This window comes from Dyella kyungheensis (assembly GCF_049913195.1).
GTDB lineage: Bacteria > Pseudomonadota > Gammaproteobacteria > Xanthomonadales > Rhodanobacteraceae > Dyella > Dyella kyungheensis.
This window is the reverse complement of sequence record NZ_CP183983.1, coordinates 2730680-2742914: the sequence shown is the minus strand read 5'-3', so window position 1 is coordinate 2742914 and position 12235 is coordinate 2730680. Positions and strand designations below refer to the sequence as shown.

11 protein-coding genes are annotated in these 12235 nt (G+C 65.3%); 10 read left to right on the top strand and 1 reads right to left on the bottom strand.

Annotation, left to right across the window (positions count from 1 at the left end; all coding sequences use genetic code 11):
- The first annotated feature begins 30 nt into the window (after window positions 1-30).
- Window positions 31-357: a hypothetical protein gene (locus ACN9MB_RS12130; protein ID WP_426269008.1), complete on the top strand. Its 327-nt coding sequence runs from the start codon at window positions 31-33 to the stop codon at window positions 355-357.
- Between the two features lie 101 nt (window positions 358-458).
- Window positions 459-1979, top strand: coding sequence for a lysine--tRNA ligase (gene lysS / locus ACN9MB_RS12125; RefSeq protein ID WP_426269007.1), 1521 nt, complete (start codon window positions 459-461; stop codon window positions 1977-1979).
- 49 nt (window positions 1980-2028) lie between these two features.
- Here the strand turns inward: lysS and ACN9MB_RS12120 are convergent, their stop codons facing one another.
- Complete coding sequence (locus tag ACN9MB_RS12120; RefSeq protein WP_426269006.1) at window positions 2029-2667, bottom strand: YidC/Oxa1 family membrane protein insertase; 639 nt, start codon at window positions 2665-2667, stop codon at window positions 2029-2031.
- A gap of 158 nt (window positions 2668-2825) precedes the next feature.
- Here ACN9MB_RS12120 and ACN9MB_RS12115 point away from each other — a divergent pair, with 158 nt between their 5' ends.
- The 8 genes from ACN9MB_RS12115 to ACN9MB_RS12080 all read left to right on the top strand — a co-directional run bounded on the left by ACN9MB_RS12115 (window position 2826) and on the right by ACN9MB_RS12080 (window position 12216).
- Window positions 2826-3131, top strand: a complete 306-nt coding sequence (locus ACN9MB_RS12115; RefSeq protein WP_204636399.1) for a YciI family protein — start codon at window positions 2826-2828, stop codon at window positions 3129-3131.
- An 8-nt stretch (window positions 3132-3139) separates the two neighbouring features.
- Window positions 3140-3391 (top strand): BolA family protein, encoded by a 252-nt coding sequence (locus ACN9MB_RS12110; protein WP_426269004.1) that lies wholly within the window; start codon window positions 3140-3142, stop codon window positions 3389-3391.
- 255 nt (window positions 3392-3646) lie between these two features.
- Complete coding sequence (gene smc, locus ACN9MB_RS12105) at window positions 3647-7156, top strand: chromosome segregation protein SMC (protein WP_426269003.1); 3510 nt, start codon at window positions 3647-3649, stop codon at window positions 7154-7156.
- A 9-nt stretch (window positions 7157-7165) separates the two neighbouring features.
- The gene (gene zipA, locus ACN9MB_RS12100; RefSeq protein WP_204636402.1) at window positions 7166-8206 is read left to right on the top strand and encodes a cell division protein ZipA; all 1041 of its coding nucleotides are present in this window, start codon (window positions 7166-7168) and stop codon (window positions 8204-8206) included.
- 182 nt (window positions 8207-8388) lie between these two features.
- Window positions 8389-9960, top strand: a complete 1572-nt coding sequence (locus ACN9MB_RS12095; RefSeq protein ID WP_426269002.1) for a phospholipase D family protein — start codon at window positions 8389-8391, stop codon at window positions 9958-9960.
- A 76-nt stretch (window positions 9961-10036) separates the two neighbouring features.
- Window positions 10037-10609 carry a TetR/AcrR family transcriptional regulator gene (locus ACN9MB_RS12090; protein ID WP_426269001.1) on the top strand — a complete coding sequence of 191 codons (573 nt, stop codon included), beginning with the start codon at window positions 10037-10039 and terminating at the stop codon, window positions 10607-10609.
- A 54-nt stretch (window positions 10610-10663) separates the two neighbouring features.
- Window positions 10664-11524 (top strand): SDR family NAD(P)-dependent oxidoreductase, encoded by an 861-nt coding sequence (locus ACN9MB_RS12085; RefSeq protein WP_426269000.1) that lies wholly within the window; start codon window positions 10664-10666, stop codon window positions 11522-11524.
- 20 nt (window positions 11525-11544) lie between these two features.
- On the top strand, window positions 11545-12216 hold the full coding sequence (locus ACN9MB_RS12080) for an NAD(P)H-binding protein (protein ID WP_204636406.1): 672 nt from the start codon (window positions 11545-11547) through the stop codon (window positions 12214-12216).
- The last annotated feature ends 19 nt before the right edge of the window (window positions 12217-12235 follow it).

Below are 12235 nucleotides of genomic sequence, written 5' to 3'. Positions count from 1 at the left end.
GAACCTGGCCACGCCGGAGGTAATGCCCGCATGAATCGCAGGAAGATTTTTCGGACGCTGATGGCATGTGTCGCCTTGATGGCATGGCAGGGTACGGTCATTGCGCAGGACAACTCTGCCAGCCAGGGCGTCAAGGAGGATGCGCGCGCGGCCGGCAAGAAGGTCGGCGACGCGGGCCGCGACGTGGGCCATGCCACGAAGGACGCGGCCGTGTCCGTAGGGCACGGTGCGAAGGATGTGGGAGTGGCGGTGGGTCACGGCACGAGGGATGCCGCCCTGACCGTCGGGCACGGCGCGCGTGATGGATGGAATGCCACCAGGCACGCCGTCAAGCACGCGTTCGGTAAGGACGATTGATCATTGGTGGCGCGGGGAAAACCCTTCGCCCTGACGATCTGAAGACAAACAAAAAAATGCGTCCGCCACATGAGGCAGGCGCTGGCAGCGACGGGAACCTCATGACTGAACCGACCGATATCCAGCCCATCGACGAGAACAAGCTGATCGCCGAGCGCCGCGAGAAACTCAAGGCGTTGCGTGGGCAGGGCGTGGCGTTTCCGAACGATTTCAAGATCGACGCGTTCACGGGCGATCTGCAGGCCGAGTTTGCCGATGCACAGAAGTGGACCGCGGAAGCCATCGAAGGCCTCGCTCGCCGCGTGAAAGTCGCCGGCCGCGTCATGCTCAAGCGCGACCAGGGCAAGGTCGCCTTCGTGCAGATGCAGGATGTCAACGGACGCATCCAGCTGTTCATCCACCAGGGCACGGTGGGCGAGGATACGTACAAGGCGTTCAAGAGCTGGGACATGGGCGACATCGTCGGCGCCGAAGGCATGCTGATGCGCACGCGCACGGGCGAGCTGTCGGTGAAGGTGGATGTGCTGCGCCTGCTGACCAAGAGCCTGCGTCCGCTGCCGGACAAGCATCACGGCATGGCCGACGTGGAGCAGCGCTATCGCCAGCGCTACGTCGACCTGATCGTCACCGAGGAAGCGCGCCGCACGTTTGCGCAGCGCTCCAAGATCATCGGCTTCATGCGCAAGTGGCTGGAAGCCGAGCCGCGCCGCTTCATGGAAGTGGAGACGCCGATGATGCACGTGATCCCGGGCGGCGCCACGGCGCGTCCGTTCGTGACGCATCACAACGCGCTCGATATGGACCTGTTCCTGCGCGTGGCGCCCGAGCTGTACCTCAAGCGCCTGGTGGTCGGCGGTTTCGACCGCGTGTACGAGATCAACCGCAACTTCCGCAACGAGGGCGTGTCGACCCGACACAACCCCGAGTTCACCATGCTCGAGCTGTACCAGGCGTACGCCACGTACACCGAGATCATGGACATCACCGAGGAAGTGATCCGCGAGACCGCCAAGAACGTGATTGGCACCACCAAGCTGGTGTGGGAAGGCAACGAGATCGACGTGGGTCCGGCGTTCCGCCGCTGGAGCATGGAAGACGCCGTGCTGGAGTTGAACCCGGAGATCAAGCGCGACGACCTGCGCAATCGCGAGGCGATGGCCGCGCACGCCAAGCGTCTGGGTTGCCAGGTGAAGGACGGTTTCGGCTGGGGACGCCTGCTGCTGGAAATCTTCGAGAAGACGGTGGAGCACACGCTGATCCAGCCGACCTTCATCACCGATCATCCGGTCGAAGTGTCCCCGCTTGCGCGCGAGAGCGACACCAATCCCGGCATCACCGACCGCTTCGAGCTGTTCATCAACGCCAAGGAGCTGGCCAACGGCTTCTCCGAGTTGAACGACCCGGAAGACCAGGCCGCCCGTTTCCAGAAGCAGGTGGAAGCCAAGGTTGGCGGCGACGACGAAGCGATGCACTTCGATGCCGACTACATCCGCGCGCTGGAAGTGGGCCTGCCGCCGACCGGCGGCCTGGGTATCGGCATCGACCGTCTGGTGATGCTGCTGACCGGTTCGGCATCGATCCGCGATGTATTGCTGTTCCCGTATATGCGCCCGGAAGCCTGAGTACCCGCGCATGAAAAAGCCCCGGCGAGACCGGGGCTTTTTTTATGGGTCAGCGATAGGCGCGCAGACGACGGCGCAGCAACGCCGACTGCAGTACATTGACCGCGCTGGAGGCCGCCCAGTACAGGCCAAGGCCGGCGGCGGCGTGCCACACCACGATGAAGGACACGAGCACCGGCAACAGCTGGAGTACGGTTTTGAGCTGGGTCGACATCGCCGGGTTGAGCGTGATCGCCGCATAGCTAAGCGCCCCGACCAGCAGCGCCAGCAGGATGTCCGGCCGTGCCAGCCGTGGAATCCACAGGAACGATCCGGCGCCGGCCAAACCCTGGCGGATAGCGCTGTAGACGCCCAGTCCGAGTGGCGCCTGCACCAATGCGGTCAGCAGCCCGCTGCCCATGCCGGCGCCGATGCCGTGTTCGCGGTAAAGCGTGCGCATCGCGGCCGCGTGCGCCGTCGGGTCATCGGCATGGCGTTTCGCGAGATCTTCCAGCTTTGGCTTGATGGCCTCCATCTTGCGTCGCTGGTGCCAGCCCTGCTCGGCGGTGCGCAACGTCAACGGCAGCAGCCCCAGTCGAACCACCAGTGCCATGACGATGATGGCGAGCCCGTAGCTATTGCCCAGTTCGTGAGCCAGGCCACCCAGCACCTGGTTGATCAGGGTGACAAATCCATTCCACAACTCCATCTTCCTCTCCCGTCTTGGTGTCCCTGAGGTGGCGGGCGCCGTGATGGTGCCGCCGCTTTCCACGCCAGATGGGCGCCACCAACCCAAAAGCAAGGCCATCCAGCGGAGGAGTGGCGCAGTCGGCTAAACTTTCGCTTTTAACCCCTAGGTGTTTCCCCATGTGGTTTGCCATCGTCGGAACCGATGTCCCCGATTCGCTGGAAAAGCGTAAGGCTGCGCGCCCCGCGCATATCGAGCGCCTGCAGAAGCTGCTGGACGAAGGCCGCCTGTTGATCGCCGGCCCGTTTCCCGCCATCGAATCGAATGACCCCGGCCCGGCCGGCTTCACCGGCAGCCTGATCCTGGCGGAGTTCCCGTCGCAGGCCGAGGCGGAAGCCTGGGCCAAGGTCGATCCGTACGTGGATGCCGGCGTCTACGCCAGCGTCAGCGTGAAGCCGTTCATCAAGGCGCTGCCGCGGGCATGAGCGCGCCCATGGCCGAGCAGATCCGCGAGCGGCTGCAGCAGGCGCTCGATCCTTCGACGCTCGAGGTGCTGGACGAGGGCTACAAGCACGCCGGCCACGCCAACGAAGGGAAGGGCCATTTCCATGTGCGCGTCGTCAGCGCGGCCTTTGCCGGACAGCTGTCGATCAAGCGCCATCGCCTGGTCTATGCGGCCCTGCAGGGTCTGATGGACAACGGTATCCACGCGCTATCCATCGATGCGAAGGCGCCGGGGGAATAAGCCCCGCGGCGGCTCGGTTTCGGCGGGAAGTGCTTACTTTTTAGCCAGTTCGCGGCGTTCCAGGCCCATACGCCCCGACGCCTTGCTTCCCGCCAAATTCCTTCGTCATCTAAATTCTTTTATAACATTGGCTTACAAGCTGCTGTTAAAGTGAAACATAGTGTCTAAACGCATTGCGGCTGGGGCCGGCGTTTGGCACAGTGACCCATCGCCCGGGCGCCCCCGGGCTTATCCACTTTTGCCGCCGATGCCCGCATGCGCCTGACTACGATCAAACTCGCCGGCTTCAAGTCCTTCGTGGACCCGACGACCCTGCATCTGCCGACCAATATGACCGGCGTGGTCGGTCCCAATGGTTGCGGCAAGTCCAACATCATCGACGCCATCCGCTGGGTGATGGGCGAAAGCGCGGCCAGCCGTTTGCGCGGCGACTCGCTCACCGACGTGATCTTTTCCGGTTCCAACGCGCGCAAGCCGGTGGGCCAGGCCACGGTCGAGCTGATCTTCGACAACGCCGACGGCACCATCCAGGGCGAATACGGGCAGTACGCCGAGATTTCGGTGAAGCGCCAGGTCACCCGCGACGGTCAGTCGGCGTACTTCCTCAACGGCGCGCGCTGCCGCCGCCGCGACATCACCGATCTGTTCCTCGGCACCGGCCTGGGTCCGCGCAGCTACTCGATCATCGAGCAGGGCATGATCAGCCAGATCGTCGAGGCCGCGCCCGACGAACTGCGCACGCATCTGGAAGAAGCCGCCGGCATCTCCAAGTACAAGGAGCGCCGCAAGGAAACCGAGAGCCGCATCAAGGCCACCCGCGAAAACCTCGACCGCGTGCGCGACGTGCGCGACGAAGTGGACAAGCAGCTCGAACATTTGAACCGGCAGGCCCGCGCCGCCGAGCGCTGGAAGGCTTTGAAGGACGAGCAGACGCGCAAGGAAGCCGAGTTGCGCGCGCTCGAATACCGCGGCCTCAAGGGCCAGCACGACCAGGAAGGCTCGGGCCTGTCCGCGGCCGAGATCGAGATCGAGAAGCACGTTGCCAGCCAGCGCCATCACGAGGCGCAGATGGAAACGGTGCGCGAGCGTCACACCGATGCCACCGATCATCTGAACAAGGTGCAGGCCGAGGTCTACAAGGTCGGCGCCGAGATCGCGCGCGTCGAGCAGCAGGTGCGTTTCAACCGCGAAACCGCCGATCGCCTGCAGCGTGCGCAGGGCGAGACCGAGCGCGAACACGCTGAACTGGCCGAGCACATCGCCAACGACCGCACGCAGGTGGAAACGCTGCGCACGGCGCTGGCCGAAGGCGAGCCCAAGCTCGAGGCCCTGCAGCAGATGCAGGACGACACCACCGAATCGCTACGAGACACCGAAACCAAGCTGGCCGACTGGCAGCAGCGCTGGGATTCGCACACGCGCACGGCCGGCGAGTCCAGCCGCGCTGCCGAAGTGGAGCGCACCAAGCTCAATTACCTGGATCGCCAGGGCGTCGATCTTGGACGCCGTCGCGAAGCGCTGGAGGCCGAGCAGAAGGCCACCGATATCGCCGCACTCGATGCCGCGTCCGAGCAGTTGCTGGTCGAGCACGACACGCAGCGCGAACGCGTCGAATCGCTGGGCAGCCTGCTCGATCAGCACAAGCTCAGCCACGAAAAAGTGTTGGACGAAGAGCGCCAGGTGCAGTCGTCGCTCAACGAGGCGCGCCAGCAGTTGCAGACCGCACGTGGCCGTCACGCCTCGCTGGAAGCCCTGCAGCACGCGGCGCTCGGCCAGGAGGAAAGTGCAGCGAGCGGCTGGCTGGCGCGTCTGGGGTTGGACAAATCGCGCCGCCTGGGCGAATCGCTGCAGGTGGAAGCGGGTTGGGAAACGGCCGTCGAAACGGCGCTCGCCGGTTTCCTCGATGCGGTGCTGGTGGACGAATCGCACACCCTCGCCACCGAATTCGGCGCGCTGGAGAATGCGGACGTGGCCTTGGTCAACGGCGCCGACGGCGGTGTGAATACCGCCGGCACGCTGGCGGCGCATGTGCGCGGTCCGGCAGCGGCGCTGTCGATCCTCAATCATGTGCTCACCGCCGACTCGATTGAACACGCGCATCAGATCGTTGCCGGTCTCTCGGCGCTGGCGCCGTACCAGTCGGTGATGACGCGCAGCGGCGAGTGGCTGGGCCCGGGCTGGGCGCGCGTGCGTCGTGCACAGGGCAACCAGGTGGGCGTGCTGGCGCGCGAGCGCGAGATGCGTACGCTGGCCGAGCAGATCCAGGCGCTGGAAGACCGCATCGAAGAAGCCACTGGCACGCTGGACGATTTGCGCACGAGCAAGTTCGAAGCCGAGCGTGCGCGCGACGATGCACAGCGGGAACTCTACAACGCGCACCGCCGTCAGTCGGAACTGGCCGGCCAGGTGCAGAGCCATCGCGGCAAGATGGAAACGGCGCGTGCCCGCGCGGAAAAAGTCGCCGGCGAAGTCAGCGACCTGATTGCCCAGCTCGACGAATTGCAGACGCAGACGCGCGAGGCGCGGGCGCGCCTGGACGAATCCGTCGGCCACATGGGTGACATGGAAGACCAGCGTCGCGAACTCGAGAACGAGCGCCGCGCGCTGCTCGAAGCGCGCGAAGAAGCACGCATGAATGCACGCGAAGCGGCCGACCAGGCGCACGCGCTGGCGCTGTCGATGGAGTCCAAGCGCTCCTCGCTCACGTCGCTGGAACAGTCGCTGGCGCGCATGGACACGCAGTTGCGCCAGATCGAAGCGCGTCGCAGCGAAATTGCCGAACAGCTGGCCGCCGGGTCCGATCCCATCGCGGAACTGGAAGCCGAACGCCAGACCTATCTCGACCAGCGCCTGCTGGTGGACAAGCAATTGGTGGAAGCGCGGCGTGCGCTGGAAGACTGCGACGGCGAATTCCGTCGCCTGGAGCAGGAGCGCCAGCGCATCGAGCAGTTGCTGCAAGGCCTGCGCGAAAACCTCTCGCAGAAGCGCCTCGCCGCTCAGGCACTGCAGTTGCGCGCCGAGCAGCTGGCCGAAGCCATCACCGCGTCGGGCCTGGAACTGGAGCCGCTGCTGGCCGAACTCGCCGAGAACGCCGACGCCAGCCAGTGGCGCACGCAGCTGGTCGAGATCGGCCAGAAGATCGTTCGCCTGGAACCGGTGAACCTGGCCGCGATCCAGGAACACGCCGAGCAGAGCGAGCGCAAGACGTACCTCGACAACCAGCTGACCGACCTGGTCAGCGCGATGGAAACGCTGGAGGCGGCGATCAAGAAGATCGATCGCGAAACGCGCCAGCGCTTCAAGGAAACCTTCGATCGCGTCAACGCCGGCGTGCAGGAGCTGTTCCCGCGCCTGTTCGGCGGTGGCCACGCCTACCTCGAACTCACCGGCGACGACCTGCTCGATACCGGCGTGGCGATCATGGCGCGCCCGCCGGGCAAGCGCGTTTCCAACATCACGCTGCTTTCCGGCGGCGAGAAGGCGTTGACCGCGGTGTCGCTGGTGTTCGCCATCTTCGGCCTCAACCCCGCGCCGTTCTGCCTGCTGGACGAGGTGGACGCGCCGCTGGACGAGGCCAACGTGGGGCGCTTCTCCAACATGGTGCGCGAGATGAGCGAAAAGGTGCAGTTCATCTTCGTAAGCCACAACAAGGCCACTATGGAAGCGGCTTCCCAACTGTGTGGCGTGACCATGCGCGAACCGGGCGTGTCGCGCCTGGTGCAGGTGGATCTCGCCGAAGCAGCTAAACTTGCGGGCGCAGCTTGAGGATTTGATATGACCGCGCAACCCGTACTCGCTTTCGCCTGGAATGCCGCCGTCGGCATCCCGATGCTCATCCTTGGCCTGGTCGTGCTGGCGGCGATGTGGCTGTTCGGCCAGCCGAAGAAGGAGCAGGGCAAGCGGCGTGTGGTGGTGATGGCCTCGGGCGAGCGTCGCGAGCCGACCTTCGGTACCGAAGGCGAGACGTCCGACGAACCCTCGTTCAGTGCGCGCGAAGATTTCCACATGGACGAGCTCGATGCTCGCCAGTCGCCGCAACAGGGCGAGCTCGACGTCGGTTTCCGCGAGGAACTGGAACGTCTGGGCGCCACGCTTGCGGACGGCAAGGATCGCGGCGGCAAGGGCCGCGTCGATCCGGCACCGGTGGGCCGGCCGCTGGGCATGGCTGCATCCATTGTCGATGCGCTGCGCGCACCGCCGGAGCAGTTCGAACAAAGCCTGGCGCAGGCCACGGGGGCCGATCAGGTCGCCGCGCCGCGCGTGCATGAGCCCGAGCCGGCCCCGGTAGCCGCCCCGGCCCCTGCGCCGATGCCGGAGACGCCGCGCGTGCCGCCGCGCTCGGACGTTGGCCGTCGCCCGGAACGCCTGCCGGTGGAACGCATCGTCACGCTGTTCGTGGTGGCGCGCGAGGGCAATGTCTTCAACGGCGCCGACCTCATCGTGGCCGCCGAAAAGACCGGCCTGGAATTCGGCGACATGGGCATTTACCACCGGCTGCTGGACGGCAAGCGCGAGCTGGGTCCGATCTTCAGCGTCGCCAACATGGTCAAGCCCGGCAATTTCGACCTCAGCCGCGTGGACGCCATGCGTACGCCGGGCCTGAGTTTCTTCATGACGCTGCCGGCACCGATCCCCGCGCTCGACGCGTGGGACGCCATGCTGCCCACCGCGCAACGCCTGGCCGAACTGCTCGATGGCCAGGTGCTGGACGAGGAGCGCAATGCCCTCGGCCGCCAGCGCGTGGCGCATATCCGCGACGAGCTGCGCGGTTGGGATCGCGATCACGAAGGTCGGGAAATCACCTTCGGGCGTTGATCCCTGTAACGGCCGGCTAGCAGCAACCTCTCCGCTGTGGGAGCGCACCCTGTGCGCGACTGGGCGTGGCTACGTAGCGACGCCTAGTCGCGCACAGGGTGCGCTCCCACAAAAGGGCAGTCTTCATCCAAGACCTTGCGCCCGACTGCTACCTCAGCCACAGTCGCTTCCAAGGAGGGAACATGGCCTGCACCTTGTTGCGTCGCCTCGCCTGTCTAGGGCTGTTGGCGCTGGCTGCCTGCACCCATTCGGATCTTCGTCCCGATTACCCACGCATTCCCAGCACGGTGCTGCCGGTCCAGCCGGATGCGCCGCTGGAGGCGTACGCCAAGCGCATCGCTGCGCAACATGGCAGCGACAGCGGCCTGCGGCTGATCAGCGACTCCAACGACGCCTTGCTGGCGCGCATTGCGCTGGCCAATCGCGCCGTGCATTCGCTCGACCTGCAGTACTACATGTTCCATTCCGATGCGACCGGCGGCCTGCTTGCGCAGCGCCTGTTGGCGGCGGCCGATCGCGGCGTGCGCGTGCGCCTGCTGCTCGACGACCTGCATGTGGCCGGCAACGACGATGTGCTGCGCATCCTGGATGGCCATCCGAACATCCAGATCCGGCTCTTCAATCCCTTTCTGGATCGCAGCAAGTCGACCTTGAGCATGGGCATGCAGTTTGCCGGCGATTTCTCCCGGCTCAACCGGCGCATGCACAACAAGGCGATGATCGCCGACGGCGCCATGGCCATCGTCGGCGGCCGCAATATCGGCGACGAATATTTCGATGCGGACGACAGCGTCAACTTCCGCGACCTGGATGTGCTGACCGTGGGTCCCGTGGTGGCTGAAGTCGGGCAGATGTTCGATCGGTACTGGAACAGCGAGCAGTCGTTTCCGATTGGGGCCTTCCATCGCAAGACGCCCAGTGCCGAGAAGTTGGCGCAGCTGCGCAAGACCATGGCGGCGAGCGCGCGCCAGTTCAGCGAGAGCGGCTATGCGCAGAGTCTGGTCGCCCGCGTCGGCGACCTGGCGAACGAGGCGCCGGCCACCGCCTGGGCCTGGGGCACCGCCACGTATCTGGCGGATGATCCGGAGAAGGGCAATCCCGCGGCTGATGCCAAAGACCTGCACATGGCGCCGCAGATCCGCGCATGGATGGATGGCGCGCAGCAACGGCTCACCTTGATCTCGCCGTACTTCGTGCCGGGCGACAGGGGCGTGGCCTACTTCAAGGGCATGTGCGACCGCGGTGTCGAGGTGGCGATCCTCACCAACTCGCTGGCCTCCACGGACGCCGGCAATGTCTATGTGGCCTATGCGTCCTATCACGTGGCCTTGTTGAAGGCCGGCGTGCACCTGTACGAATTGAAGCCGGACGCCCGGCGCGGTCGCGGCGGCAGCAGTTTCTTCGGCTCGTCCTCCGGCAGCAACAGCCTGCACGCGAAGGCGATGGTGGTCGACGAGCAACATGCCTTTGTCGGCTCGATGAATCTCGATCCGCGCTCGGTGCACATCAATACCGAAGATGGCGTGATCGTGGACTCGCCGGCTCTGGCCAAGGCGCTGCTGGCGATCTTCGCCGACGCGACCAAGCCGGTGCACAGCTACCAGGTGCTGCTGGACGACAAGGGCAGCGTGTACTGGCTGGGCAAGACGCCGGGCCAGCCGGAGGTTCGCTACGACCACGCGCCGGAGACCAGTTGGTGGCGGCGCTTCAAGGTCAACGCCAGCGGGCTGTTGCCGATCGAAGGCCTGCTCTGAGGTTTCTCCGGCATTGCCCTTGAAGTCCGGGCCGGGCGGACCTATGATTGAGTGGTCACTCAGTTATTGACCCTCCATGGCCCGTCCTCGCAGCGAAGACAAGCGCAACGCCATCCTCGATGCCGCCACGAAAGTGTTCGCGGAGCAGGGGATCAGTGCGCCCACCGCGAAGATCGCCCGTGAGGCGGGCGTGGCGGAAGGCACGCTGTTCACCTATTTCGACAGCAAGGACACGCTGCTCAACCAGCTGTACCTGGAGCTGAAGGTGGACATGCGCGACGCCATGCTCACGGGTTATCCGCGCCGCGCCAGCAGCCGCGAGCGTGCGAGCCATGTGTGGCGCACCTATATCGGCTGGGGCGTAGCCCATCCGCACGGACGCAAGGTGATGGCGCAGCTCAGCGTCTCCGAGCGAATCACGCCGGAAACCAAGGCGATCGGCTCGGCGCCCTTTGGCGATGTGCAGGGCATGTTGCAGGAGGCCACGGCAAAGGGGGCGTTGAAGGATCTGGATCCCGCCTTCGTGGGTGCCTTGCTGACGGCCCTGGCGGAAACCACCATGGATTTCGTCGTGCGCGAACCGGCACGGGCAGAACACTATCGATCGGCAGGCTTCGAGGCGTTCTGGAATGCGATCGGCAAAGCCTGATTTTTTGTGATCATTAAATGAGTGTGTAATCACTCAATGACGAGGAAGAACATCATGTCGAAGGTATGGTTGGTAACGGGTAGTTCGCGCGGCCTCGGCCGCGATATCGCCGAAGCAGTGCTTGCCCATGGCGACCGGCTGGTGGCTACGGCACGTCGCCCCGGGCAGCTGGCCGATCTGGTCGAGCGTTACGGCGAGCAGGTTCGCGCGGTGGCCCTGGATGTGGCGGATCCCGTGGCCGCCCGCGTGGCCGTGGACGAAGCCGTCAAGGCGTTTGGACGTCTGGACGTCCTGGTCAACAACGCCGGTTATGGTCACGCCCGGCCATTCGAGCAGACCGAGGAGGACGATTTCCGCGCCCAGATCGAAACCAATTTCTACGGCGTGGTGAACCTGACCCGCGCCGCCTTGCCGGTGATGCGCGCGCAGCGTTCGGGGCACATCCTGCAGATTTCCTCGGTCGGCGGGCGCATCGGTACGCCAGGCCTGTCCGCTTACCAGGCAGCGAAATGGGCGGTGGGCGGCTTCACCGAGGTGGTGGCGGCGGAGGTCGAACATCTGGGTATCAGGCTTTGCTCGCTGGAGCCCGGCGGCATGCGCACGGATTGGGCCGCCGAGGCCAACAGCACGCTGGGGGATCTGCTGCCTGACTATCAGGCCTCCGTCGGCGTGTTCCGCGAACGGCTCAAGGATGCGCTGGGCAAACAGGCGGGCGATGCGGCACGCGTGGCCCAGGTGGTGTTGAAGATGGGTTATCACGAGCAGCCGCCGCGCCATCTATTGCTTGGCAGCGACGCGCTGCATTACTTCGGCATGATCGATGGCGAGCGCAGCAAGGCCGCCGAACGCTGGCGCGACGTGACGGTGTCCACCGATTACGAGGCGGGCGACATGCCGCCGTTTCCGGCGGCGTGAGAGCGCATGGAGGTGTCGCGATGAAGATCGTTCTATGGGGTGCCACCGGCATGGTCGGGCAGGGCGTATTGCGCGAATGCCTGGCCGCGCCGGATGTGGATGAGGTGCTGGTGGTGGGACGGACGGGGGGCGGCGTCGTCCACCCCAAGCTGCGTGAAATCGTGCATGGGGATTTCTTCGACTACCGTTCGATCGAGCATGAGCTGCAGGGCTACGACGCCTGCTTCTTTTGCCTGGGCGTCAGTGCGGCAGGCATGGACGAGGCCGGCTATACCCGGCTCACCTACGACCTGACCCTGGCGGCAGCGAATACGCTGGTGCGGCTCAATCCTGCCATGGTGTTCGTCTATGTATCCGGAGCGGGCACCGACAGCAGCGAACAGGGGCGCAGCATGTGGGCGAGGGTGAAGGGGCGTACCGAGAATGCGCTGCGAAAGCTGCCGTTCCGCCAGGTGTTCCTGTTCCGCCCCGGCTTTATCGAGCCGGTGCACGGCGAGCGGTCCAAGACCACCCTGTCGCGCGTGGTGTATGTGCTTTCGCGGCCGTTGGTACCCCTGCTGCGCGCCCTGTTTCCCAGGCACATCCTCAGCACCGTGATCATCGGGCAGGCGATGTTGTCGGTGGCGAGGCATGGCGCGCCCAGGGCGATTCTCGAATGTCAGGACATTCTCGACGCGGCGGGAAGGGCCTGAGCACAACGGGCATGCCAAA